Source organism: Streptomyces sp. NPDC047028, assembly GCF_040644095.1.
Lineage (GTDB): Bacteria > Actinomycetota > Actinomycetes > Streptomycetales > Streptomycetaceae > Streptomyces.
In genome coordinates this window covers 66,979-91,073 of record NZ_JBEYVS010000027.1, presented here as the reverse complement: position 1 = coordinate 91,073, position 24,095 = coordinate 66,979, and the positions used below count along the sequence as shown (strand labels likewise).

Sequence of the window (24,095 nt, the reverse complement as noted above, 5' to 3'; positions counted from 1 at the left end):
CGTCAGTACGCCCAGCGGTAGGCCGCCGCCACCCGGGCATCGTCCAGACCGTCCACGGCGGCCGTCTCCCCGAGCCGTACGGCGGTCACCGCGTCCGCCAGGACCGGGCCCAGCGCGGCCCGCAGCACGTCGTCGGTGCGGAACGCCTCGACCGCCTCGGGCAGCGAGGTGGGCAGCCGCCGTACGCCGAGCGCGGCGGCCTCGTCGGGGCCGTAGCGGGCCGGGTCGCCGGTGATCTCCTCGCCGAGGGGCAGGGCGGCGGTCACACCGTCGAGGCCGGCGGCGATCACGCAGCCGAGCGCCAGGTACGGGTTGGCGGCCAGGTCGACCGGTTTGACCTCCAGGTTGGCGTCGTGGGCCCGGCGGCCCGCCGTGCCGGTCACCACCCGGAGTGCCGCCTCCCGGGTCTCCCGGCCCCACGCGGTGAAGACGCCCGCCCACTGCGACGGCCTGAGCCGCAGATAGCTGGCCGGGCTCGGCGCGGTGACGGCCGTCAGTGCGGGGAGCCGGGCGAGGATCCCGGCCGTGAACGACTCCGCCTCGGCCGTCATGCCGTACCGGCCCTCGCCCCCGGCGTGCAGGTTGGCGCCGTCGCGCCAGGCGGACAGGTGCAGATGGCCGCCGTTGCCGACGCCCTCGGCGGACACGGCGGGCGCGAAGGACACCGTGAGTCCGTGCCGTTCGGCCACCGCCCGGATCGTCTGCCGGACCAGCACGCTCCGGTCGGCCGCCGCCACCGGGTCCAGCGCGCCCACCGAGATCTCGAACTGCCCGGGCGCGTACTCGGGATGCAGCTGGTCGACGTCGATGTCCTGCGCGGCGCACGCGGCGAGCAGGGCGGCGGTGTAGTCGCTCAGCCCGGTCTGCCGGATCGCTCCGTACGCCGGGCCGCGCACCGCCGGGACGAACGCGCCGTCCGCCGCCGGGCCGACTCCGACGCACCACTCGATCTCGACGGCCGCCTTGAAGGCGATGCCGTGCCGTTCGGCGGCGTCGGTGACGATCCGGCGCAGGAAGGTCCTGGCGCAGCCCGGGTGCCGTTCGCCCTCCTGCGTGATCCGGTCGACCGGCGCCCAGGCCCAGCCGCGCTGCGCGGCGAGGGGCACCAGCTGGTCGAGGTCGGGGTAGAGGCGCAGGTCGCCGTCGGGGGAGCCGAGGACGTCGGTGGTGACGATCGAGTCGTCGGCGAGGAACGTGTCGAACACGGGCGACATTCCGACGCCCCACGAGACGGCCCGCTCCAGCCGCGCCGTCGGGACCGTCTTCACCCGGCAGACACCCGTCGTGTCCACGTACGCCAGCACGATCCCGTGCACGTCCCGCGCGGTCAGGTCCGCGGTGAGCGCGGCGACCCGGCGCAGGTCGCCGGGGCGCCCACCGGGCACGGGGTCGGCAAGGGTGGTCATACGTCCTCCTCGACGGTCCTGGCCGGCCGTGCGGTGCTCCGCCGTCATTGTGCCGCTCGTCACTCCCGCTGTCCGGTGAACGCGCACGTCGGCGCGAAGGTGCGCCCGCGCGGCCCCACCCCCGCCGCCCTGGCCGGAATCTGCCGTACGCGACACTGGAGAACGCCCCTTGCCGCCGACCGGAAGAAGGACATGCCCGCCACGCCCGCGCCCCTGATCGACACCCCCTGCCCGCCGTCCGGCGCGGCGGACATCCGGCTCGTCGTCACCGACATGGACGGCACGCTGCTGGACGACGCCAAGCGGATCCCCGAGGGGCTGTGGCCGATGCTCGCGGAACTGCGCCGGCGCGGTGTGCTGTTCAGTCCGGCGAGCGGCCGGCAGTACGCCACGCTGGCCCGGCAGTTCGCGGACGTGGCCGACGGCATGGTGTTCATCGCCGAGAACGGCACGTACGTGGTGCGCGACGGGGCCGAGCTGAGTTCCGACCCGCTGGACAGGTCGGTCGCCGCCGAGGTCGCGCGGACGGTACGACGGCTGGTCGCGAACGGCGTGGACGCCGGCGCCGTGGTGTGCGGCAAGCGGGCGGCCTACGTGGAGCGGACCGACGAACCGTTCCTGGCCGAGGTCCGCAAGTACTACGTCGAGCACCGGATCGTCGAGGACGTCACCGCCGTCGACGACGACGTGATCAAGGTGGCGCTGTTCGACTTCGGCTCCGCCGAGCACACCACCGCCCCCGCCCTCGCCGGGGTCGCGGCCACCCACCAGGTCGTCGTCTCCGGCGAGCACTGGGTCGACGTCATGAACCCCACCGCCGACAAGGGCGCCGCGCTGCGCGGCCTCCAGCGGGAGCTGGGCATCACGCCCGCGCAGACCATGGTGTTCGGCGACTACCTCAACGACCTGGAGATGCTCGACGCGGCGGACTGGTCGTTCGCCATGGCCAACGCCCACCCGGAGGTGGTCCGGCGGGCCCGGCACCTCGCTCCGTCCAACAACGACAACGGGGTGCTGCGGACGGTCGCCAGGGTCCTCGGCGTACCGCTGTAGCGAGGGTCCCTAGGCCGTCTTGACGCCGACGGCGCCGTACAGGGAGATCGGTCCGTCGGCCTCGGGGGCATCCTCGGGCCGCCAGTCCGCGACGGACACGATCCCCGGCTCCAGCAGGTCGAGTCCGGTGAAGAAGGCGCCCACCTCGTCCTGCGAGCGCGCCACCAGCGTCACCCCGCCCTGCGCGTACGCGGCGATGCCCCGCCGTACGTTCTCCGGTTCGAAGTCGGCCGTCATCATCGACAGCACCAGGCAGCTGCCCGGCGCCAGGGCGTCGACCAGGGTGCGCACCACGTCGTGGGCGCCGTCCTCGTCGGCGAGGAAGTGCAGCAGGGCGATCAGCGACAGGGCGACGGGCCGGTCCAGGTCCAGGATCGCGCCGGCCTGGTCGAGGATGGAGCGTGGGTCGCGGGCGTCGGCCTGCACGTACTCGGTCACGCCCTCGGGGGTGCCGCGCAGCAGCGCGCCCGCGTGGGCCAGCACGATGGGGTCGTTGTCGACGTAGACCACGCGGGCGTCCGCCGCGACGGACTGGGCGACCTGGTGCAGGTTCGGCTCGGTCGGGATGCCGGTGCCGATGTCCAGGAACTGCCGGATGCCGGCCTCCTCGGCCAGCGCGCGCGTGGCCCGGCGCATGAACGCCCGGTTGGCGCGGGCGGCACGCGGCGCCCCGCCGTCTATCTCCGTGATGCGGCGGGCGAGTTGCTCGTCGACGGGGTAGTTGTCCTTGCCGCCGAGGTACCAGTCGTAGACCCGGGCCGGGTGCGGCCGGGTGGTGTCGATGCCCTGGGCGGCCTGCTCGGTCCCCGTCACGTGCTGCTCCTCCGCTCGACCGGGCCCCGGTGGTCACCTGGGCGCGTGCGAGCAGTCTGACACGATCATGCGGCCCGGCGCAGGCAGTCCTCGACGACCTCCTTGTCCAGGGCGGCCCGCACCAACGCGGCGGCCAGCACGGCGGGTTCGGCGTCCCCGGCCAGCCGGGTGAGCCGACCGGTGTCCTTCGGCAGCCCGAGGCGGCCGGCGCCGGCCAGCGCCTTGTCGTCGAAGTACGGGCCGACCTCGGGCCACACCCGCTGTGCCTCGCGCAGGAAGATGTCGGCGCCGGCCGACCCGACGCCCGGCTCCTCCCGGAGCAGGCGCCGGAGTTCACCGGTGTCGCCGTCCGCCTCCTCGTGCAGCCGGCGCAGGTCGCCGCCCCAGCGCTCGGTCAGCAGCTCGGCGCCGTCGCCGAGTTGGGTGGCGGTCCGCTCGTCGTAGCGGCGGTATCCGCCCCGGCCGAGCGCGTCCACCCGCTGTTGCCAGTCCGCGTCGGCCATCCGGCGGGGACTGTCGAGGTGGTCCTCGTGCAGCTCCCGGGCGGCGGCCACCGCCACCGAGGCCCGGATGCGGGCGCTGAGCAGCAGGGCCAGCACCAGCAGCCGGTACAGCGGCTGCGGGGTGTCCTTCAGCCGGATCCCCGCCTCCTCGGCGTACGTCTGCCCGTACTCCGACAGCAGCGCGTCGACGACGCGTTCGTCGCGGTTCACGGCCGCTACGGCTTCAGCGGATCGTGGCCCAGCGTCATCAGCCGGTGCCGGCGGCGGGTGGTCTCCGGTTCGGGCTCGTCCGCCACGTCGACCAGGTCACCGACCGTGTCGACGACGCGGTACATCACCCGTACGTCGTCGTCGGTGAGGTCGGTGCGGCGCTTTTGCAGGATGGCCAGCACGTGCTGACCGGTGGCGGTGCCCGCCTCGTCCGGGAGGGGCTCGGTCTCCTCGCCCGCGTCCCGGACCCGGAGCCAGGCGGCCAGCTCCTGCGAGGTCATGTTCACCGAACGGTGGAAGTCCTCCCACAGCGCTTCGAGTTCGAGGGAGTCGGCCATGGGTTTCCCCTTTCCTGTGGCGCGTTCGCTGTGCCGCGGCGGTTCCTGTGGCGCGGTTCCTGTGCCGCGTCCGGCCGGCGGCTCAGGCGGTGTCTTCGGGCCGGTGGTTCTCGGCCTGGAACATCCAGCGCTGCTTCTCCAGGTCGGCGGTGATCGTGATCAGCAGGTCCTGGGTGACCGGGTCGGCCTTCTCGGTCGCGTCGATGCGCTCGCGCAGCCGCGTGATAGCCGTCCCCAGCCCCGACACCAGCAGTTCCACGACCTCGGTGTCGCGCAGCCAGCCGTCCTTGGTGCCGGGCAGCGCGAAGGTCGCGGCGATCGTCTCCGGCCGGCCGTCCGGCGGCACTCCCAGCGCGGCGGCGCGTTCGGCGACCGTGTCGGAGTGGGTACGGGCGGTGGCGACGACCTCGTCCAGCTGGAGGTGGATCGAGCGGAACCGGGGCCCGACGATGCTCCAGTGCGCCTGCTTGCCGATCAGCGACAGTCCCAGCAGGTCCACCAGGGTCTCCTGCAGGGCGGTTCCGGTGACCCCGAGCGCTTCCTCGGGCAGCGTGCTCCTCACCACGGTCATGGCGCGGTTCATCCCTTCCGTCGTCGTACTGCGTCGTCCGGACGTCGGGGGCGGGCCGCTGCGCGGCGCCCGGGACGTCCCGGAGAGCGGGTGCCCGGGCGGCGGGGAGCAAAACGACCCTGATCAGCGGAGGAGGACCGCACGGCGTGCGGCACCGGTCAGCGCTTCAGCGCCTCGTCCAGGAAGCCGATCAGCTCCGCGAAGACGGCCGCCCTGTTCGTCTCGTTGAAGATCTCGTGCCGGGCCCCGGGGAAGATGCGTTCGGTCAGCCGGTCCGCGGCGAGGCGTTCCACTCCGGTCCGGCTTCCCGGCAGCGGTACCAGCCGGTCGTCGTCGCCGTGCAGCCACAGCACCGGCAGCGGGCCGACGTCGCCGCCCTTCTCGACGCTCTCCAGGGTCCGTACGAACGCCCGCAGGGTCGGCCGCTTCATCGGTCCGTGCCAGACCAGCGGATCGGCGGCGTACGCGGCGCCCACGGCGGGGTCGCGGGAGAGCGCGGCGGGACTGATCGGGGTGTCCGGGATCTCGGGGAGGGCGAGTAGCCGGCCGGGCAGTTCCCAGTCGCCGATCACCGGCCCGGACAGCACGAGCGCGCTCAGCCCGGCGCCGTACCGCTGGGCGTGGCGTGCCGCGATCAGCCCGCCCATGGAGTGTCCGACGACGACCAGCGGCAGCCCCGGGTGCGCGGCGCGGGCCAGGCCGACGACCGCGTGCACGTCGGTGACCACGTCCTCGAAGTCCTCGACCACCACCCGTTCGCCGTCCGACCTGCCGTGACCGATGTGGTCCGGTGCGTACACGGCCGCCCCGTGGCCGCCCAGGACTTCCGCGAGCTCGGCGTACCGTCCGGCGTGCTCGCCGTAGCCGTGCACGACGAGCGCCAGGTAGCGGGGCGCCGGGTGCGGCCACTCGCGGACCGCGAGGGTGCCCCGGGTCCCGGTCAGGGTGTGCTCGCGCGTGTCGGCCATGTCTGCTCCAGCGGCTCGGCGAAGGTTCTGTGGGATCTTCCCAGGGAGCCGGTCGGCGGTCTATAGTCCAAAACTAGCAGTGCTAATTAAGGCTCTGCGGAACAACCATTCGGTCCGTGCTGATCCACAGCGTCGTCGGTCAGGAGTCCAAGCCGTGCGTCCCGTCCACTTCGCGGCCGCCCGCCGCACCCCCATCGGCAAGCTCCGCGGAGCCCTGTCCTCCGTGCGGCCCGACGACCTCGCGGCCCACGTGATCCGCCGTCTGGTGGCCGAGGTGCCCGCCCTCGACCCCGCCCGGATCGACGACGTCTACTGGGGCGCCGCCAACCAGGCCGGCGAGGACAACCGCAACGTCGCCCGCATGGCCGCGCTGCTCGCCGGCCTTCCCGAGACCGTACCCGGCGCCACCGTCAACCGGCTGTGCGCCTCCGGCCTCGAAGCGGTCACCGCCGCCGCCCGCACCATCGCCGCCGGGGAGGCCGACGTCGTCGTCGCGGGCGGCTCCGAGTCGATGAGCCGCGCCCCCTTCGTGCTGCCCCGCCCCGACGAGGCCCTGCCGCACCGCATCGAGACCTACGACACCCGGCTCGGCTGGCGGCTGGTCAACCCGGCGATGAAGGACCTGCACGGGCTGCTGTCCATGGGCGAGACCGCCGAGGAGGTCGCCGCCCGCCACGGCGTCTGTCGCGAACGGCAGGACGAGTTCGCGCTCCGCAGCCACCAGCGGGCCGCCCTCGCCCGCAAGAACGGCCACTTCGACGACGAGATCCTTTCCGTCGAACGGCCCGACGGCGTCGTCGTCGCCGAGGACGAGTGCGTCCGTGAGGACACCTCGCTGGAGAAGCTGGGCCGCCTCAAGCCGGTCTTCCGCGCGGGCGGCACGGTCACCGCGGGCAACGCCTCCCCGATGAACGACGGCGCCGCCGGCCTGCTGCTGGTCAGCGAGGAGGCCCTGAACGAGCTGGGCCTGGAGTCCCTCGGCCGGTACGTCGCCGGCGCCTCCGCGGGCGTCCACCCCGACGTGATGGGCCTCGGCCCGGTGCCCGCCACCCGCAAGGCGCTCGCCCGGGTCGGCTGGGACATCGGCGACGTCCAGGAGGCCGAGTTCAACGAGGCGTTCGCCGCCCAGGCCCTCGCCTGCGTCGACCAGCTCGGCATCGACCCGGACCTGGTCAACCCCAGCGGCGGCGCGATCGCCCTCGGCCATCCGCTCGGCTGCTCCGGCGCCCGCATCCTGACGACCCTGCTGCACCGGATGCGGCGTACCGGCGCCGAGCGCGGCCTTGCGACGATGTGCGTGGGAGTCGGACAGGGCAGCGCGGTGCTGGTCGAACGGCAGTAGCACCCTGCTCCCGGCGCCCCACGCGGGACCAGACACACGAGGAACGGAGCACCACACCATGGCAAGCCTGTCCGTCGCCGCCATACTCGCCGAGAACGCCCGGCGCCGCCCCGGGAAGACCGCCCTGGTCGAAGGGGACCTGCGGCTGACGTTCGCCGAGGTGTGGGAGCGGGCCCGGGCGCGGGCCGGCGCGCTCGCCGGACTCGGTGTCCGGCCGGGGGACAGGGTCGCCCTGATGGCGCCCAACACCGCAGAGTTCCCGGTGGCGTACTACGCCGCCGCGGCGGCCGGCGCGGTCGTCGTCCCCGTCCACCTGCTGCTCTCCGCGCCCGAGGTCGAGCACGTCCTCAAGGACAGCGGGGCGGCCCTGCTGCTCGTCCACCCGGCCCAGGCCGAGACCGGGCGGGCCGCCGCGGACGCGCTGGGCGTGCGCACCGTCGTCCTCGGCGAGGAGTTCGACACTCTCGCCGCGGACGCCGAGGCGCTGCCCTCCTACGTCACCCGCGCCGCCGACGACCCGGCCGTGATCTTCTACACCAGCGGCACGACCGGCGTACCCAAGGGCGCCGTCCTCAGCCACTTCAACCTGGTGATGAACGCGACCGTCAACGCCTTCGACGCCAACGACATCCGCCCCGACGACGTCGCGCTCGGCGCCCTGCCCCTGTTCCACGCCTTCGGCCAGACCGTCTCGCTCAACTCCACCTGGCGGGCGGGCGCCACGCTCGTCCTGCTGCCCCGCTTCGACGCGGCCGGCGCCATCGACCTCATGGTGAAGGAGGGCGTGAACACCTTCCAGGGCGTGCCGACGATGTTCGTCGCCCTCGCCGCGGCGGCGGCCGACGCGGACGCCCTGCCGGAGCTGCGCGTGTGCATCTCCGGCGGCGCCTCACTGCCGGTGGCCGTACTGGAGCGGTTCGAGGCCGCGTTCGGCGCGCATATCTACGAGGGCTACGGACTGTCGGAGACCTCACCGACGGCGACCGTCAACCAGCCCGTGTTCGGCACCCGGGCCGGCACCATCGGCCACCCGCTGTGGGGCGTCGACGTCGAGATCGCCCGCGCCGAGGTGGAGGGCCGCGTGGAACTCCTGCCGCCCGGTGAACTCGGCGAGGTCGTCATCCGCGGCCACAACGTCTTCTCCGGCTACCTCGGCCGCCCCGAGGCCACCGCCGAGGCCCTGGTCGACGGCTGGTTCCGCACCGGCGACCTCGGTACCAAGGACGACGAGGGCTTCCTGCGGATCGTCGACCGCAAGAAGGACGTCATCATCCGCGGCGGCTACAACGTCTATCCTCGCGAGGTCGAGGAGGTCCTGATGCGCCACCCCGCCGTCGCGCAGGTGGCCGTCATCGGCCTGCCCGACGAACTCCACGGCGAGGAGGTGTGCGCCGTCGTCGTGCCCACCGCGGACGGCCGCCTCGACGCCGCCGCGCTCACCGAGTGGTCCAAGGACCACCTGGGCCGGCACAAGTACCCGCGCCGCGTGGAGTTCGCGGACGCGCTGCCGCTCGGTCCCAGCATGAAGGTCCTCAAGCGGGAACTGCGCACCCAGTACGGCGACCGGCAGGGACGCTAGGGTCTCCAAGGTGCCCTTCAGCGCCGGGCTCGGCCTGATCGGCGGTCACTCGCTGCTGCTCGACGCCGCCCTCGTGGTCTTCGTCGTCCCCGGCGCACTGCTCGGCAAGTGGGCGGTGCACCGCATCAACCAGCGGCTCTTCGAACAACTGGTGATCGCGGCCACCGTGGTGGGCGGCGTGCAGTTGCTGATCCGCTCACCCACCCCCGGCCGGGCCGCCCGTCGCCCACCCGTACGCTGCCTGCCATGGCCCCGCACGTCCTCGTCCTCGGCGGCACCACCGAGGCCCGCCGGCTCGCCGCCGCCCTCACCGCCCTGCCGGGAGTCCGCGTCACCACCTCCCTGGCCGGCCGGGTGGCACGGCCGGGCGCCGTCCCCGGGGACGTCCGCGTCGGCGGGTTCGGCGGAGCCGCCGGCCTCGCCGCCTGGCTGCGCGAGCACGCCGTGGACGCCCTCGTCGACGCCACCCACCCCTTCGCCGAGGCGATCACCGCCAACGCGGCACGCGCGGCGGCCGGCACCGGCGTGCCCGCAGTCGTCCTGCGCCGCCCCGGCTGGCGGCCCGGGCCGGGCGACGACTGGCACACGGTCCCGTCCCTGGACGCCGCCGCCGAAGTCCTGCCCCGCCTCGGCCGCCGGGTGCTCCTCACCACCGGGCGCCTCGGCCTCGCCGCCTTCGCCGGTCTGACGGACCTGCACTTCGTCGTCCGCTCCGTCGACCCGCCCGGGCCGCCGCTGCCGCCGGACACCGAAGTCGTCCTGGCCCGCGGCCCGTTCACCCTCGCCGACGAGCGGGCACTGCTGCGCGCCCACCGCATCGACGTGCTGGTCACCAAGGACAGCGGCGGTGAGGCGACGGCGGCCAAACTGACGGCCGCGCGGGAACGCGCGCTCCCCGTCGTCGTCGTGCGCCGCCCGCCGCTCCCGCCCGGCCTGACGGCACTGTCCGACGTGGCGGCCGTACTGGACCGGCTCGGTCTCGGCGGCGCGGGACACCCGGCACCCTGACCCGGCACCCGGGCCTCGTTGACCCTCAGGACTCGGCGGGGTTCCTGCGCAGCAGATACGTGTCCATGATCCAGCCCTTGCGCTCCCGGGCCTCGGCCCGCAGCCGCTCGATGCGCGGGCCGGCCTCCGCGAGCGGGCCGGAGACCAGGATCTCGTCCGGGGTGCCTATGTACGCCCCCCAGTAGATGTCGATGTCGTCCCCGGCGTACTCCCGGAAGGCCTGGTGCGCGTCCAGCATCACCACCACGTCGTCCACCCCCTCCGGGAAACCCTCGGCCAGCCGCCGCCCGGTGGTGATCTGCACCGGCCGGGCGACCCGGTTCAGGCCCGTGCGGTGCCGGGCGACCAGCGAGGAGACGCTGCTGATGCCGGGCACCACGTCGTACTCGAACGCCACCGTGCCGCGCTCCAGCACCTCCTGGAGGATCCCGAGCGTGCTGTCGTACAGCGAGGGGTCGCCCCACACCAGGAACGCGCCCGTGCCGTCCTCGGGCAGCTCCTCGGCGATCATCCGCTCGTAGATCCCGGCGCGGGCGCCGCGCCAGTCCTCCACGGCCGGCGAGTACGCCGCGCCGCCCGCCGCGCGGTCCCGCTCCGGGTCGCGGGCCGCCACCACCCGGTACGACCCCTCGGGCAGGTGTGCGTCGAGCATGTCCCGGCGCAGCCGGGTCAGGTCGCTCTTCGCCTCGCCCTTGTCGAGGAGGAAGAACACGTCCGTGCTCCGGAGCGTCTTGACCGCCTGGAGGGTCAGCTGGTCTGGGTCGCCCGCGCCGATACCGATGACATGAATCTTTCGCACGTCCCCGAGTCTGCCCCATGCCACTGACAGTGCGTGCACCGCCTCCACACGGCCTGCGACGACCGCCCGGAAGCGGGCGCGGGCGCCTCGTTTCCGGACCTGCTCAGGACCGCAGCCGGGGTGCCTCCGCAGCGGCGTCCACGGGCCCCGCACCGGGCGCCCCGACCCGGTCGGCCAGCTCCCGCGCCCAGCGGACGAGCCCGCACAGGTCCATCCCGGACGGCCGCCGGTCCTCGCCCCGCCCGGCCGCCCACTCCTCCACCGCGCCCGCCCCCCGCCGCAGCAGCCGGGCCCCGCCGGTCGCGTTCCCGCGGGCCGCGTGGGTGAGGCCCACCGCGAGCTGGGCCAGGCCCCGCCACAGCGTCCGCTCGCCCCCGGGGCGCGCCTTCCAGGCATCCTCGAACACCTCGTGCGCGTGGAACGGCCTGCCCGCGTCCAGCAGCGCCTGCGCCTCGCGGACGGTCTGCTCCGGGGACCGTACGACCCCTTCCGGCTGCCGGTCCACGCCCTCGGACCCGTACGGCAGCGGCCGGCCCAGACCGTCCCGGGGCCGGGCGTTGCGCGCCCGCCCCTCGGTGTCCCGGTCCCGCGTGCCCGCTCCCCGTCCCGCCGCTGCGCCTGCGTCGCTCATACGACGATTGTCCCCCGTCCCACCCCTTCGTCCGGCCCCTCTTCGGCGGGGCGCCGCACGTGGGGTAAGGTGCTGTTCGCGCGATCACGCGGGTCACCGCGAGTGAGCGCACCGGGACGTGGCGCAGCTTGGTAGCGCACTTGACTGGGGGTCAAGGGGTCGCAGGTTCAAATCCTGTCGTCCCGACTGTCGAGGCAGTCGGCGGACAGCCGTTCGTTCACAAGGCCGCATCGGGCATCGCCCGGGCGGCCTTCGTGGTGCTCCGTGACCTTCGTGCTGTTCCGCGCCGCCGCCGGACCGCTCGCCGAGCGGTCCGGCACCGATGCCGGTTCGCGGCGCAGCACGAGGTGACTCACCGAGGGACGCCTCAGCCCTTGCTGGAGCCCAGGGTCAGGCCGCTGACGAACTGGCGCTGGAGCACGAAGTACACGACCAGGGTCGGGATCGCGGTGAGCAGCGCACCGGCGGCGACCAGGTTGGGGTCCGTGAAGTACTGGCCGGAGAGGTTGTTCAGCGCCGAGGTGATCGGCATGTTCTCGCCGGTGGAGATCAGCACGAGGGCCCAGAAGAAGTCGTTGTAGATCCAGATCGACAGCAGGGTCGCCAGCGCGGCCATCGCCGGCTTGCACAGCGGCAGGGTGATCTGCCAGTACAGCCGCCACACCGACGCCCCGTCCACCAGCGCGGCCTCGGTCAGCTCGTGCGGCAGCGAGCGCATGTAGTTGCTCAGCACGAACGCGCAGAACCCCGACTGGAACGCCACGTGGATGAGGACCAGCCCGAGCGCGGAGTCGTACAGCTTGCCGCTCTCCGTGATGCCCGGCAGGTTGGTGAGCAGGTACAGCCGGTACAGCGGGGTGATGATGACCTGCTGCGGGAGCAGGTTGCCGGCCGTGAACACCAGCAGCAGGGCGAGGTTGAGGCGGAAGTCGAAGCGGCTGACGTAGAACGCCACCATCGACGACAGGAACAGCGTGATCAGCACGGCCGGCACCGCGATCAGCAGCGTGTTGCCGAAGTAGTGCAGCATGTCGGACTGCTGGAACGCGTTGGTGAAGTTGTCCAGGCTCAGCTTGTGCGGCCAGGACACGTACCCCCGGTCGGAGGTCTCGCTGTAGGGGCGCAGCGCCGAGAAGACGGCCCACAGCAGAGGGGCGAGCCAGGCCAGGGCCGCGCCGGCGAGGAAGACGTGCAGCAGGATCCGCGCCGGGCGGACGGGGGTGCGCCGCACCGGCGCGACGGTGGAGGCGCTCACGATCGCCGCTCCTTCCGGAAGGTGGCCACCAGGTAGGGGATGATCACCACGAGCGAGATCACCAGCAGGACGACGGCGATGGCGGAGCCGTAACCGATCCGGCTGGACTCGCCGATGATGTTGTTGGTGACCAGGATCGACAGCAACTCGGTGCCCTGGGCGCCCTTGTTGAAGACGTAGACGAGGTCGAAGGCGCGCAGCGCCTCGATGATGGTGACCACGAGGACGACCGTGTTGGTCGGCCGCAGGGTGGGGAAGATGACGTTCTTGAACGTCTGCCACTCGTTGGCGCCGTCCAGCGAGGAGGCCTCCCGCAGGGAGGGGTCGACGCCCTTCAGGCCTGCCAGGTACAGGATCATCATGTAGCCGGTGTGCCGCCAGGACGCGGCGATGAGGACGGCCCACAGGTTGAGGTCGGGATCGCCGATCCAGTCGATGTAGTGGCCGGGCTTGTTGGCCCCGATGAGGCTGTTGATCAGGCCGGTGTCCGGGTTGTAGACCAGCTGCCAGACGAAGCCGATGCAGGCCATGGAGATGACGACCGGCAGGAAGAACGCGGTCTGGTAGACCCGGCTGAACCGGATCTTCTTGTCCAGCTGCACGGCCAGGAACAGGCCGAGCGGCGTGGGGATCGCGATGAGCACCGCGAACCAGATGAGGTTGTGCTGGACGGCCGGCCAGAACTGCGGGTTGTTCTCGAACAGGTGCTTGAAGTTGTCCAGGCCGACCCACTTGATCGAGTCGAACCCGATGCCGTCCCAGCTGGTGAAGGCGAGCGCGATGGAGGCCAGGGCGGTGACCCAGACCAGGAGCACGTGCAGGACCGTGGGCACGCCCGCCATCAGGCCGAGCGTGATCCGGTCACGGCGGGTCAGCAGGCGCCGGTGCCCCTGCCTGGCCCGCTGTCTGCCGGGCACGGGGCCCGGAGGCGGCGCGGCGGCCGCCTCCGGGGTCTGCGCCGGCGTCGTCGGTGTCTGTGACATCTCTGTCGACATCTGTGTCGTCATGGGATCGTTCACGAGGAGGCGAAGATCGTCTTCTTCTGGCGTTCGATCGACGACAGCAGGCTGTCCACGCCCTTGGGGTTCTGGATGAACTTCTGCAGCGCCGGCTGCATCACCGTGGAGGTGAAGTCCGGGCGGCTGTCGCGGTCCATGAACTGGGTGAGGCTCTTGGCGCCGCTGATCATCGTGTACGCCTTCTTCTGCAGCGCCGTGTACGTGGAGGTGTCGGCCTTGCTGGAGGCGGCCACCACGCTGGAGTCGGCCTTGAGGTAGGTCGCCTCGGCCTCCGGGGTGCCGAGGAACTGCAGCAGCTTGACCGCGGCGGAGTGGTTCTTCGGGCTCTTGCTGAGCATGAAGCCGTCGGTCGGGGCCTCGACCGTGTCCTGCCCGTACGCGGAGTTGATCTCCGGGAAGGCGAAGAAGTCCAGGTCGTCCAGGTCTGCCTTGTTCGTGAACTGCTGGGCCACGAAGGAGCCGAGGACGTACATGCCGGACTTCTTGGCCACCAGGCCCTGCGCGGCGTCCTGCCAGGTACGGCCCATCGCGCCGTCCTGGTGGTAGGGGAGCAGCTCGGCCCAGTGGTCGAAGACGGCCTTCACCTTGGCGTCGGTCCAGGAGGCCTTGCCGGCCATGAGCTGCTTGTGGAAGTCGTAGCCGTTCAGGCGGAAGTTGATCTGGTCGAAGGTGCCCATCGCCGGCCAGGCGTCCTTGTCCCCGAAGGCGATCGGGACCAGGCCGTCCTTCTTCATCTTCTTGCACAGGGCGACCAACTGGTCCCAGGTGGCGGGGACTTCGTAGCCGTGTTGCTGGAAGACGCTCTTGCGGTAGAAGACGGCCCACGGGTACGTGTACAGCGGTACGAAGTAGTACTTGCCGTCCTCGCCCTGGCTGAGCTTCTTCATCGCGTCGGGGAAGTTGGCCCCGATCTTCGCCCACACGTCGTCGATGGGAGTGGCGAGCTTCTTCGCCGCGAAGAACTGCATGCGGTATCCGGCGAACCAGGTGAAGACGTCGTCCGGGGTGCCCTGCAGATACGAGTTGATCTGCTCCTGGAAGGTGTTGTGGTCCTTGGTGTTCACGTCGACCGTGATGCCGGACTTCTGCTTGAAGGCGGCGTAGATCTCGGCGAACGCCTTCTTCGGCACGGCGTCGGAGGCGTTGGAGCCGAGGGAGACGGTCTTCGGGTCCGACGACGAACCGCTGCCGCCGCACGCGGACAGCAGGGGTATCCCGGCGCCGGCGAGGGCGGCGGCGGCGCCGGCCGAGCGCAACAGCGAACGGCGGCTGGGACCCGGGAGAGCGAGACCGGAAGGAGAGTGGCGCATGACGGCTCCTGAGGCATGCAGGGTTCGGCCAAGGGGATGAGCCGGCCTCTGGAAGGTCATCGAAACCGATCAGAAACCAACTCGACCGAACATCGTGGGCGTAATAACAGCGCCATGTCCGCTCATGCGTCAATAGGTCTGAGCGCTCTGGTGGGTGTCTTACCCGAAACGTAACCGTCACCGTCACCAGCGGTGTTACCGCGCCCGCGGACAATGGGGAGCCCCCGCGGCGCTGCCGGCCGCGGGGGCTGTGCGAACTCGGGGGTTCCGGTTCGGGGTCTGACCAGCGACTGGAACTCGAAGGGGTAGCGCGACGCGTGGCGCGGTGTACTGGACGGATGGAGGTGCGGGGACAGCTGCCCCTAGTTTGTACTTACATTCTGACCTGTTCGTGAAATGATGTCTTAACAAAGTATTGACAGCGGGCCCGGCAGCGACTTTGATCCCGTCAACGCGACAGCGTTCTTATCCATGCAGGCCCCGTATCCCCCGTTGCAACAGTGAGGTGCAGGAACGATGGACCGCTCTTCCCACCCCCGCTCCCGCAGACTGGCCCCGGTCGTGGCCGTGGCCGCCGCGGCAGCCCTCACCCTCGCAGGCTGTTCCAGCAGTTCCGGGGGGAAGAAGGCCGAAGAGGGAGGGTCGAACGCCTCCGCGGGCAAGGCCGACACCCCCCGGATGACGGTCGCGCTGGTGACCCACCAGTCGCCGGGCGACACCTTCTGGGACATCGTCCGCAAGGGCGCCGAGGCCGCCGCCGCCAAGGACAACATCAAGCTCGTCTACTCCGCCGACCCGAACGCCGGCAACCAGGCCAACCTCGTGCAGAACGCCGTCGACCAGAAGGTCGACGGCATCGCCGTCACACTCGCCAAGCCGGACGCGATGAAGGGCGTCATCGGCAAGGCCACGGCGGCCGGCATCCCGGTGGTCGGACTGAACTCGGGCGTCAGCGACTGGAAGAAGCTCGGCCTGCTGGAGTTCTTCGGCCAGGACGAGTCGGTCGCCGGCGAGGCGTTCGGCAAGAAGCTCAACGAGGTCGGCGCCAAGAAGGCCGTCTGCGTCATCCAGGAGCAGGGGAACGTGGGCCTCACCCAGCGCTGCGACGGCATGAAGAAGACGTTCTCCGGCACGACTGAGACCCTGTACGTGAACGGCACCGACATGCCGTCCGTGAAGTCGACGATCACGGCCAAGCTGAAGCAGGACAACTCCATCGACTACATCGTCGCGCTCGGCGCCCCCTACGCGCTGACCGCCGTGCAGTCCGTGTCCGACGCAGGCAGCAAGGCCAAGGTCGCCACCTTCGACCTGAACAAGCAGCTGACCGGAGCCATCAAGAACGGCACCATCCAGTTCGCCGTCGACCAGCAGCCGTACCTCCAGGGCTACCTGGCGGTGGACTCCCTCTGGCTCTACAAGAACAACGGCAACTACAGCGGCGGCGGGGAGCAGCCGGTGCTGACCGGCCCGGCCTTCGTCGACAAGTCCAACGTCGACCAGGTCGCCCGGTTCGCCGCGAAGGGCACCCGGTGATGAGCATGGCCCAGCAGGCAGGGCCGGCGGTGGGAAAACCGCCGGCCCCCGGCCCCAAGCAGACCGACGGCCGCACCACGCGGCGCCCGCTGGTGCTGCGGCTGCTGGCCCGGCCCGAGGTCGGCGTCTTCCTGGGGGCCGTGGCCGTCCTGGTCTTCTTCGAGATCGCGGCGCCCTCGGTCCGGCAGGGCAGCTCGATGGCGACGGTCCTCTACCAGTCGTCGACCATCGGGATCATGGCGCTGCCGGTGGCGCTGCTGATGATCGGCGGCGAGTTCGACCTGTCGGCCGGTGTCGCCGTGATCACCTCCGCGCTGACCGCGAGCATGTTCAGCTACCAGCTCACCATGAACGTCTGGGTGGGCGTGATCGTCGCCCTCGTCGTGTCCCTGGCCGTGGGCGCCTTCAACGGCTGGATGGTGGTGAAGACCGGACTGCCCAGCTTCCTGGTCACCCTCGGCACCTTCCTGATCCTTCAGGGCGTCAACCTGGCGGTGACGAAGCTGGTCACCGGCAACGTGGCCACCGACGACATCAGCGACATGGACGGCTTCGGCCAGGCCAAGAAGATCTTCGCGTCGTCGTTCGACGTCGCCGGGGTCGAGGTGAAGATCACGGTGGTCTGGTGGCTGGTCTTCGCCGCCATCGCCACCTGGGTGCTGCTGCGCACGAAGTACGGCAACTGGATCTTCGCGGTCGGTGGCAACAAGGAGAGCGCGCGGGCCGTCGGCGTGCCCGTGAAGTTCACCAAGATCTCCCTGTTCATGCTGGTCGGCTTCGGCGCCTGGTTCGTCGGCATGCACCAGCTGTTCTCGTTCAACACCGTCCAGTCCGGCGAGGGCGTGGGCCAGGAGCTGATCTACATCGCGGCCGCGGTGATCGGCGGCTGCCTGCTCACCGGCGGCTACGGCTCGGCGATCGGCCCGGTCTTCGGCGCCTTCATGTTCGGCATGGTCAACCAGGGCATCGTCTACGCCGGCTGGAACCCCGACTGGTTCAAGGCCTTCCTCGGCGTGATGCTCCTCGGCGCCGTCCTGATCAATCTGTGGGTCCAGCGCACGGCGACCCGGAGGTAGCACCCCGATGAAAAGCGACAAGAGCGGCACGCACGGCACGGTCGTCGCCGACACCCCGCCCGCCTCCGGCGGCCCCCTCGTCGAACTGCGCGGCGCGGGCAAGGCCTACGGCAACATCCGCGCCCTGCACGGAGTCGACCTGACCGTGCGGGCCGGCCAGGTCACCTGTGTGCTCGGCGACAACGGCGCCGGCAAGTCCACCCTGATCAAAATCATCTCCGGGCTGCACCAGCACACCGAGGGCGAGTTCCTCGTCGACGGCACCCCCGTGCGCTTCTCCACCCCGCGCGAGGCACTGGACCGGGGCATCGCCACCGTCTACCAGGACCTCGCCACCGTCCCCTTGATGCCGGTGTGGCGGAACTTCTTCCTCGGCTCCGAGATGACCCGCGGCCCCTGGCCCGTGCGCCGCCTCGACATCGCCCGGATGAAGGCCACCGCCGACCAGGAACTGCGCCACATGGGCATCGTCCTGGACGACCTCGAACAGCCCATCGGCACCCTGTCCGGGGGCCAGCGCCAGTGCGTGGCCATCGCCCGCGCCGTCTACTTCGGCGCCCGCGTCCTCATCCTCGACGAGCCAACCGCCGCGCTCGGCGTCAAACAGTCCGGCGTGGTGCTGAAGTACATCGCCGCCGCCCGCGACCGCGGCCTCGGCGTCATCTTCATCACCCACAACCCCCACCACGCGTTCATGGTCGGCGACCACTTCAGCGTCCTGCGCCTGGGCACCCTCGAACTGTCCGCCGCGCGCAGCGACATCACCCTGGAGGAACTCACCAACCACATGGCGGGCGGCGCCGAACTCGCCGCCCTCAAGCACGAGCTGTCCCAGGTGCGCGGCGTCGACGTGGACGAACTCCCCGAGTCGAAGGACCTCACCGCGCCCGCCACGCCCACCGGCGAACGGCCCTCGTGACCCGGTGAACCCGCCCGCCCTCGGTGACTTCGGGAACCGAAGGGCGGGCTCCGGCGTTCTCCTGGACGACGGGGAGTCCCCGCGCGACGGGAGGACACGACATGGAGCACGGCAGGGAACACGGCAGCGAACACGGGCACACCGCTCAGGAGCCGGCCGGTACGGCCACCGCAGTCGGCACGGCCGACTTGTCCGGCGCCACAGAGCGCCGGCTCCGCTTCGGCACGCTCCCCGAGCGCATACGGCCAAAGGACACGGTCGAGACCCGCCCCGCCACCCTCCCGGACCCGGCGCGCGACCGGTACGACCCGGACGAGTGGATGGTGCGCTACTGCCTCTGAACCCCGGACGCGAGAAGACCGGCACCCGCTCGCGGGCACCGGTCTCCTGAACGTGCTGGGTTTCCCGGGTTTGGAAGGCCTCCCGGGCCCTCGAAATCAGGCTCCCCGGACCTCCTCGACCGTCACCGGCCGGTGCTCGCGCAGCGACAGCGTGCAGGCCTCGGCGATCCAGCCGGCCTCCAGCGCGTCCTCGACGGTGCAGGGGGACGGCCGCCCGCCCGCCACGACCTCGGTGAAGGCGCTGAGTTCCGCGCGGTACGCGGCCGTGAAGCGGTCCATGAAGAAGTCGTGGGGGGTGCCGACCGGGAAGGTCACCCCGGGCTCCACCGACCGCAGCGGCAACTGGTCGTCCAGTCCCACGGCGACGGAGTCCCGGAAGCCGTGCAGCTCCATGCGCACGTCGTAACCCCGTGCGTTGTGGCGCGAGTTGGAGACCACGGCGATGGTGCCGTCGTCCAGCGTCAGGATCGCGCCGGTGGTGTCGGCGTCGCCCGCCTCCCTGATGTACTCCGCGCCCCGGTTGCCGCCGACCGCGTACACCTCGGTGACCTCGCGGCCGGTCACCCAGCGGATGACGTCGAAGTCGTGGACGGAGCAGTCGCGGAAGATCCCACCGGACGCGGCGACGTACGCGGCCGGCGGCGGCGCCGGGTCCAGCGTCGTCGAGCGGACCGTGTGCAGCTTCCCCAGCTCGCCCGCCAGGACGGCCTGCCGTGCGGCGGTGAAGCCCGCGTCGAAGCGGCGGTTGAAGCCGATCTGGATCGGTACGTCCCTGCCCCGGACGGCCCCGAGGACCTCGCTGCCCTCCACCATGGTCCGGGCGACCGGCTTCTCGCAGAAGACGGGCACCCCCGCCTCGACCCCGGCCAGGATGAGCGCCGGGTGGGCGTCGGTGGCCGCCGCGACGACGAGGCCGTCCACCCCGGCGGCCAGCAACGCCTGAGGAGAGTCCGCGACCTCGGCTCCGAACCGTTCGGCGGCCGCCTTGGCCGCGTCCGCGAACGGGTCGCACACGACGAGGGACTCGACGGCGGGAAGGCCGGAGAGGGTCTCGGCGTGGAAGGCGCCGATGCGGCCGAGGCCGAGGATTCCGATACGCATGGTGCTCCTTGAGTGCGAAAGTGCCGGACGGACGGTCAGTCGAGTCCGCCGAGTACGTTCTGGTCCCAGTCGATCACCGATCCGGTGACCACGCCCGACCGGTCGGACAGCAGCAGGACGACGAAGTCCGCGATCTCGTCCGGCCGGCCCAGCCTGCCCATCGGCAGCCGGGCGGCGGCCTGCTCCCGCCAGTCGTCGCCGGCGCCGTGGAAGGCGCGCTGGGTGGCGTCCTCGCCCTCCGTCGCGGTCCAGCCGATGTTCAGGCCGTTGATCCGGATCCGGTCCCAGCGGTGGGCGTGCGCCGCGTTCCGTGTGAGTCCGGCCAGCCCGGCCTTGGCGGCGACGTACGGGGCGAGGAAGGACTGCCCGCCGTGCGCCGACGAGGTGATGATGTTGACGATCGTGCCCGGCGCCCCGCGGGCCAGCATGTCCGCCACCGCGGCCTGCATCGCGAAGAACGGCCCCCTCAGGTTGACCGCGACGTGCGCGTCGAACAGCTCCGGAGTGGTGTCCAGCAACGTGCCCCGGGAGGTCAGTCCGGCCGAGTTCACCAGGCAGTCGATCCGCCCGAACGCCCGCACCACCTCGGTCACCGCCGCCTTGGCCTCCTCGGCGTCCGACAGGTCGGCGCGCACGTACAGCGCCCGGCCGCCCGCCGCCGTCAGCTCGGCCACCAGGGCCTCGCCGGGTCCGGCGCGGCGGCCGCTGACGGCCACGACGGCGCCCGCCCGGACGGCGGCCCGCGCGACCGCGGCCCCCACGCCCTGACTGCCGCCGTTGACCAGGACGACCCTGTCGTCGAGAAGTCCCATGGAATGCCTGCCCTCTCCCTGTCCTCTGCCGCCCGCCGCCAGCGTCGGGCCCTGCGGCAGGCGTACGACTCGCCCGCGACCCGCTTACGACACCGGCAGGTCGACCCACGTCCCGCTCTCGGCGGACAGCGCCATCGCGTCCAGTACCTCGGCACTGCGCACCGCGTCGGCGAGGGTGGCGCCGTACGGCCTGTCCTCGGCGACGGACCGCAGGAACCGGTACGCCTCGATCACCTTCAGGTCGTCGTAGCCCATCGCGTTGGCCGCGCCCGGCTGGAACGCGGCGAACTCCCCGTCGCCCGGGCCGACGTACACCGTGCTGACGGGCTGGTCCTGGTACGTCGTGCCCTGGCTGACCCGCAGTTCGTTCATCCGGCGGAAGTCCCAGAACACCGCGCCGCAAGTGCCGTGCACCTCGAAGCCGTAGGCGTTCTGCTCGCCGACGGAGACCCGGCAGGCCTCCAGGGTCCCGCGCGCGCCGGAGGCGAAACGCAGCAGGCAGCCGACGTAGTCCTCGTTCTCCACCAGGCCCGGCTCGCCGCCGGACGCGCGGGTGTGCCCGGCGGTGGCGCCGGCCGGGCGGGCCCGTTCCGGCACGAAGACCGCCGTGTCGGCGGTCAGGGCGGCGATCTCGCCGAGCAGGAACCGGGCCAGGTCGGCGCCGTGCGAGGCCAGGTCGCCGAGCACCCCGCTGCCGCCGCGCTCGCGCTCGTACCGCCAGGTCAGCGCAGACTCGGGGTGGGCGGCGTAGTCACTGAACAGCCGGACGCGCACATGCGTGACCGTGCCGATCCCGCCGGACGCGATGAGATCGCGGGCGGCCTCGACGGCGGGCGCGTTGCGGTAGTTGAAGCCGACCGCGCCCCGCACTCCGGCACGGGCCACGGCGGCGGCCACCGTCCGGGCGTCCTCGGCGGTGAGTCCCACCGGCTTCTCGATCCAGATGTGCTTGCCCGCCTCGGCCATGGCCACGCCGATCGCGCGGTGCAAAAAGTTCGGCGCGGTGATGCTGACCGCCCGCACGCGCGGGTCGGCGGCCACCTCGCGCCAGTCGCGGGTGGCGGAGGCGAACCCGAACCGCTCGGCGGCCTCCTCGGCCCGGCCCGGCACCTCCTCGGCGACCGTGACCAGGCGGGGCCGCAGGGGGAGCCCGGGATAGTGGTGGGCGACCCGGGCGTACGCCTGGGTGTGCACCCGGCCCATCCAGCCGAACCCGACGACGGCGACACCCAGCGCTTCCGCCGGTTCCACCGCTTGGCCACCCCTCGTCGGTTCCACCGCTTCGCCTCCCCTCGCCGCTTCCGCCATGGCGGTACTCTCCTCGGCCTGTCGTCCCCGCGTCGACCGGCGGTTGGACCGGTCCACATCCTGTGGGGGCCACCTTTGTCCTGACAAGCCCAGCGTGTCAAGCCTTTGACAGCGCGGCTGACGGCATGGAACGGTCCATGCCATGAGACCGCCGACGATCCGCGACGTGGCCGAACGCGCCGGCGTGTCCAAGTCGCTGGTCTCGCTGGTGCTGCGCGGCTCCGGCCCCGTCAGCGCGGAGAAGCGGGACGCCGTGCTGCTGGCCGTCCGGGAGCTGGGCTACCGGCCGAACGCCGCCGCCCGCAGCCTCAGCGAACAGCGCACCCGCACCGTCGGCGTCCTCCTCGACGACCTGCGCAACCCCTGGTTCGTCGACCTCCTCGACGGCCTCAACTCCGTGCTGCACACGGCCGGCCTGCACATGCTGCTGGCCGACGCCCGCCTGAACCGCCGTACCGGACACGACCTCGCGGGCCCCTTCCTGGACCTGGGCGTCGACGGGCTGGTGGTGGTCGGCACGGTCCCGGACGCCGGCGGGCTCGCCGCGCTCGCCCGGCGGATGCCGGTGGTCGTGGCGGGCGCCCGTGAGCCGGAACTCCCCGGGGTGGACGTCGTCACCGGCGACGACGAGCACGGAGCCCGGCTCGTCACCGAGCACCTCCTCGGCCTCGGGCACCGCCGGATCGCGCACCTCGCGGGGCATGGAGCCGTCGGCGCGCTGCGCCGGAGGGGATTCGAGGCGGCCATGCGCGCGCACGGCGCCGAGCCGCTCGTCGAACCCGGTGATCTCACCGAGGAGGGCGGCTACCGGGGGACCGTACGGCTGCTCAGCCGCCCCGAGCGGCCCACGGCCGTCTTCGCCGTCAACGACATGGCCTGCGTCGGCGCGCTGTCGGCGGCGGAGGAACTCGGCCTCGGCGTACCGCGCGACCTGTCGGTGGCCGGCTACGACAACACCAGCATCTCCCGGCTGCGGCACGTCTGGCTGACCACCGTCGACACCGCCCCGCACGAGGTCGGCCGCCACGCCGCACGCTGCCTCCTCGACCGCTTCGAGCGCCCGGGGGAGGAGCGGCGCGTACGGCTGGCCGTACCGAGGCTGGAGATCCGGGGGACGACGACGGCCCCGGCCGGGGGGCGGACCGAGGGGTCCGCCGAGGCTCCCACCGGCCCTACAGATTGATCGCGTAGGCCTTGCGCAGGGTCTCGTGCACCGTCCAGGTCGTACGGTCCCCTGCGCGCAGCACCGCCAGATCGCCGGGCCCGACGTCGAACGACGCCCCGCCCTCGACCTGGATCGTCGCCGAGCCGCTGAGCACGACGAACATCTCGTCCGCCTCCGTGTCGGTCACCACGCCCGGCGTGATCTGCCAGATGCCGCGGACCTGCCGGCCGTCCGCCGACTCCCAGACCACCCTGCCCGTCACTTCCGGGGTCCCGGAGACGATCTGTGCCGGGTCGAGGGGCTCGGGTTCGAGGTCGGCGCCGGGGATGTGGAGCGCGAAGCTGTGCGTCATGGGGGTGACCCTAGCCAGCGCCGCCGCCGGACCGCCGCCGACAGAGTGTGCGGCAACGGGCCTGGTGGGAGGACACTTCGTCGGGCCCATCGCGCGAAGTGGCGGCCACTCGTCCGGCGCGGAAGGGTGGAAGGCATGGCCCATCCCACGACCGCCGCCCCCGCTCCGCAGCCGCACGCGCACGCTCGCGACACCCGCGAGATGGTGTTCTTCGGCGGGGTCTACGGCGCCGTCCTGGCCAGCTCCATGGTGGCCGCGCTCATCGAGCACGGCCACAACTCCGCCTCCAGCCGCCGCTACGACGCCCTCTGGGTGCTGGTCACCGCGCTCGCGTCGGCCCTCGCCCACGGCTACGCCCACTACATCGCCGAGCGCACCCCGCAGCGCCGCTGGGAGGCCGTGCGCGCCGTGTGCGACGAGTGGCCGCTGGTCGCGGTCGTCCTGCCGACGGTCTTCCTGCTGGCGGGGGCGGGCTGGGGGTGGTGGCCGGCCACGGGAGTGGAGTCCCAGGCGTTCGGACTCAACATCGTCATCCTCTTCACCCTCGGCCTGATCGCCGCCCGCGGGCAGTCCCGCAGCTGGCCGTCCGCGATCCGGCTGGGCACGACGGACGCGCTGCTGGGTGTGCTCGTGGTGGTGGCCAACGCGCTGATCAAGTGACGGGGCCGGACGCGTGGGTG

General features: G+C 72.0%; 25 protein-coding genes, 1 tRNA gene and 1 pseudogene. 12 read left to right on the top strand and 15 right to left on the bottom strand.

Annotation, left to right across the window (positions count from 1 at the left end; genetic code table 11):
- Positions 1-2 precede the first annotated feature (2 nt).
- A complete protein-coding gene (locus ABZ854_RS23760; RefSeq protein WP_361214160.1) occupies positions 3-1,406 on the bottom strand; it encodes a glutamine synthetase family protein in 1,404 nt (467 codons plus the stop codon).
- 192 nt (positions 1,407-1,598) lie between these two features.
- Here ABZ854_RS23760 and ABZ854_RS23755 point away from each other — a divergent pair, with 192 nt between their 5' ends.
- Positions 1,599-2,459, top strand: coding sequence for a Cof-type HAD-IIB family hydrolase (locus tag ABZ854_RS23755; protein WP_361214158.1), 861 nt, complete (start codon positions 1,599-1,601; stop codon positions 2,457-2,459).
- A gap of 9 nt (positions 2,460-2,468) precedes the next feature.
- Here ABZ854_RS23755 and ABZ854_RS23750 read toward each other — a convergent pair whose 3' ends face one another.
- The 5 genes from ABZ854_RS23750 to ABZ854_RS23730 form a co-directional block, all read right to left on the bottom strand.
- Positions 2,469-3,272 carry an SAM-dependent methyltransferase gene (locus ABZ854_RS23750; RefSeq protein WP_361214157.1) on the bottom strand — a complete coding sequence of 268 codons (804 nt, stop codon included), beginning with the start codon at positions 3,270-3,272 and terminating at the stop codon, positions 2,469-2,471.
- Between the two features lie 65 nt (positions 3,273-3,337).
- Complete coding sequence (locus ABZ854_RS23745; protein WP_361214155.1) at positions 3,338-3,985, bottom strand: endonuclease; 648 nt, start codon at positions 3,983-3,985, stop codon at positions 3,338-3,340.
- A 5-nt stretch (positions 3,986-3,990) separates the two neighbouring features.
- Positions 3,991-4,323, bottom strand: a complete 333-nt coding sequence (locus tag ABZ854_RS23740; protein ID WP_361214153.1) for a DUF3140 domain-containing protein — start codon at positions 4,321-4,323, stop codon at positions 3,991-3,993.
- An 82-nt stretch (positions 4,324-4,405) separates the two neighbouring features.
- Positions 4,406-4,894 (bottom strand): DNA starvation/stationary phase protection protein, encoded by a 489-nt coding sequence (locus ABZ854_RS23735; RefSeq protein ID WP_361214151.1) that lies wholly within the window; start codon positions 4,892-4,894, stop codon positions 4,406-4,408.
- Positions 4,895-5,052: 158 nt separating this feature from the next.
- Positions 5,053-5,862, bottom strand: a complete 810-nt coding sequence (locus ABZ854_RS23730; protein WP_361214149.1) for a lysophospholipase — start codon at positions 5,860-5,862, stop codon at positions 5,053-5,055.
- Between the two features lie 154 nt (positions 5,863-6,016).
- Here ABZ854_RS23730 and ABZ854_RS23725 point away from each other — a divergent pair, with 154 nt between their 5' ends.
- The 4 genes and pseudogenes from ABZ854_RS23725 (at position 6,017) to ABZ854_RS23710 (ending at position 9,791) form a co-directional block, all read left to right on the top strand.
- A complete protein-coding gene (locus ABZ854_RS23725; protein ID WP_361214147.1) occupies positions 6,017-7,204 on the top strand; it encodes a thiolase family protein in 1,188 nt (395 codons plus the stop codon).
- 58 nt (positions 7,205-7,262) lie between these two features.
- Positions 7,263-8,783 (top strand): long-chain fatty acid--CoA ligase, encoded by a 1,521-nt coding sequence (locus ABZ854_RS23720; RefSeq protein WP_361214145.1) that lies wholly within the window; start codon positions 7,263-7,265, stop codon positions 8,781-8,783.
- A gap of 1 nt (position 8,784) precedes the next feature.
- Positions 8,785-8,979 (top strand): annotated as a pseudogene (locus ABZ854_RS23715) (sulfite exporter TauE/SafE family protein); the annotation flags it as partial.
- Positions 8,980-9,029: 50 nt separating this feature from the next.
- The gene (locus ABZ854_RS23710; RefSeq protein WP_361214143.1) at positions 9,030-9,791 is read left to right on the top strand and encodes a cobalt-precorrin-6A reductase; all 762 of its coding nucleotides are present in this window, start codon (positions 9,030-9,032) and stop codon (positions 9,789-9,791) included.
- A gap of 25 nt (positions 9,792-9,816) precedes the next feature.
- On the opposite strand, the gene cobF is transcribed toward ABZ854_RS23710, so the two are convergent.
- Together cobF and ABZ854_RS23700 are read right to left on the bottom strand one after the other, a co-directional pair.
- Positions 9,817-10,590, bottom strand: coding sequence for a precorrin-6A synthase (deacetylating) (gene cobF / locus ABZ854_RS23705; protein WP_361214141.1), 774 nt, complete (start codon positions 10,588-10,590; stop codon positions 9,817-9,819).
- Positions 10,591-10,693: 103 nt separating this feature from the next.
- Positions 10,694-11,221 (bottom strand): DUF309 domain-containing protein, encoded by a 528-nt coding sequence (locus tag ABZ854_RS23700; protein ID WP_361214139.1) that lies wholly within the window; start codon positions 11,219-11,221, stop codon positions 10,694-10,696.
- Positions 11,222-11,333: 112 nt separating this feature from the next.
- On the opposite strand from ABZ854_RS23700, the gene ABZ854_RS23695 reads away from it, so the two are divergent.
- Positions 11,334-11,407: transfer RNA gene (locus ABZ854_RS23695), tRNA-Pro, on the top strand.
- Positions 11,408-11,588: 181 nt separating this feature from the next.
- On the opposite strand, the gene ABZ854_RS23690 is transcribed toward ABZ854_RS23695, so the two are convergent.
- From ABZ854_RS23690 to ABZ854_RS23680, 3 genes are read right to left on the bottom strand one after another with little or no spacing between them, the layout of a single operon-like run.
- The gene (locus tag ABZ854_RS23690; protein WP_361214137.1) at positions 11,589-12,476 is read right to left on the bottom strand and encodes a carbohydrate ABC transporter permease; all 888 of its coding nucleotides are present in this window, start codon (positions 12,474-12,476) and stop codon (positions 11,589-11,591) included.
- Positions 12,473-13,459: a sugar ABC transporter permease gene (locus ABZ854_RS23685; protein WP_361214135.1), complete on the bottom strand. Its 987-nt coding sequence runs from the start codon at positions 13,457-13,459 to the stop codon at positions 12,473-12,475. Before ABZ854_RS23685 ends, ABZ854_RS23690 begins: the two co-directional genes overlap by 4 nt.
- A 32-nt stretch (positions 13,460-13,491) precedes the next feature.
- Positions 13,492-14,805 (bottom strand): ABC transporter substrate-binding protein, encoded by a 1,314-nt coding sequence (locus ABZ854_RS23680; protein WP_361214134.1) that lies wholly within the window; start codon positions 14,803-14,805, stop codon positions 13,492-13,494.
- A 516-nt stretch (positions 14,806-15,321) separates the two neighbouring features.
- Here ABZ854_RS23680 and ABZ854_RS23675 point away from each other — a divergent pair.
- From ABZ854_RS23675 to ABZ854_RS23660, 4 genes are all read left to right on the top strand, one after another.
- Complete coding sequence (locus ABZ854_RS23675) at positions 15,322-16,341, top strand: sugar ABC transporter substrate-binding protein (RefSeq protein ID WP_361214132.1); 1,020 nt, start codon at positions 15,322-15,324, stop codon at positions 16,339-16,341.
- Positions 16,341-17,417 carry an ABC transporter permease gene (locus ABZ854_RS23670; protein ID WP_361214130.1) on the top strand — a complete coding sequence of 359 codons (1,077 nt, stop codon included), beginning with the start codon at positions 16,341-16,343 and terminating at the stop codon, positions 17,415-17,417. The genes ABZ854_RS23675 and ABZ854_RS23670 overlap by 1 nt, the downstream gene beginning before the upstream one ends.
- Before the next feature lie 7 nt (positions 17,418-17,424).
- The gene (locus tag ABZ854_RS23665; protein ID WP_361214128.1) at positions 17,425-18,336 is read left to right on the top strand and encodes an ATP-binding cassette domain-containing protein; all 912 of its coding nucleotides are present in this window, start codon (positions 17,425-17,427) and stop codon (positions 18,334-18,336) included.
- Positions 18,337-18,437: 101 nt separating this feature from the next.
- Complete coding sequence (locus tag ABZ854_RS23660; RefSeq protein WP_361214211.1) at positions 18,438-18,677, top strand: hypothetical protein; 240 nt, start codon at positions 18,438-18,440, stop codon at positions 18,675-18,677.
- A 96-nt stretch (positions 18,678-18,773) separates the two neighbouring features.
- Here the strand turns inward: ABZ854_RS23660 and ABZ854_RS23655 are convergent, their stop codons facing one another.
- The 3 genes from ABZ854_RS23655 to ABZ854_RS23645 all read right to left on the bottom strand — a co-directional run bounded on the left by ABZ854_RS23655 (position 18,774) and on the right by ABZ854_RS23645 (position 21,841).
- Positions 18,774-19,778, bottom strand: a complete 1,005-nt coding sequence (locus ABZ854_RS23655; RefSeq protein WP_361214126.1) for a Gfo/Idh/MocA family oxidoreductase — start codon at positions 19,776-19,778, stop codon at positions 18,774-18,776.
- Between the two features lie 35 nt (positions 19,779-19,813).
- Positions 19,814-20,590, bottom strand: coding sequence for an SDR family oxidoreductase (locus ABZ854_RS23650; RefSeq protein WP_361214124.1), 777 nt, complete (start codon positions 20,588-20,590; stop codon positions 19,814-19,816).
- A gap of 84 nt (positions 20,591-20,674) precedes the next feature.
- A complete protein-coding gene (locus ABZ854_RS23645) occupies positions 20,675-21,841 on the bottom strand; it encodes a Gfo/Idh/MocA family oxidoreductase (protein WP_361214122.1) in 1,167 nt (388 codons plus the stop codon).
- Between the two features lie 199 nt (positions 21,842-22,040).
- On the opposite strand from ABZ854_RS23645, the gene ABZ854_RS23640 reads away from it, so the two are divergent.
- Positions 22,041-23,081 carry a LacI family DNA-binding transcriptional regulator gene (locus tag ABZ854_RS23640; RefSeq protein ID WP_361214120.1) on the top strand — a complete coding sequence of 347 codons (1,041 nt, stop codon included), beginning with the start codon at positions 22,041-22,043 and terminating at the stop codon, positions 23,079-23,081.
- On the opposite strand, the gene ABZ854_RS23635 is transcribed toward ABZ854_RS23640, so the two are convergent.
- The gene (locus ABZ854_RS23635; protein ID WP_361214119.1) at positions 23,071-23,415 is read right to left on the bottom strand and encodes a cupin domain-containing protein; all 345 of its coding nucleotides are present in this window, start codon (positions 23,413-23,415) and stop codon (positions 23,071-23,073) included. The two genes, ABZ854_RS23640 and ABZ854_RS23635, sit on opposite strands and share 11 nt — an antisense overlap.
- A gap of 135 nt (positions 23,416-23,550) precedes the next feature.
- On the opposite strand from ABZ854_RS23635, the gene ABZ854_RS23630 reads away from it, so the two are divergent.
- Positions 23,551-24,075 carry a hypothetical protein gene (locus ABZ854_RS23630; protein WP_361214117.1) on the top strand — a complete coding sequence of 175 codons (525 nt, stop codon included), beginning with the start codon at positions 23,551-23,553 and terminating at the stop codon, positions 24,073-24,075.
- Positions 24,076-24,095: the final 20 nt, after the last annotated feature.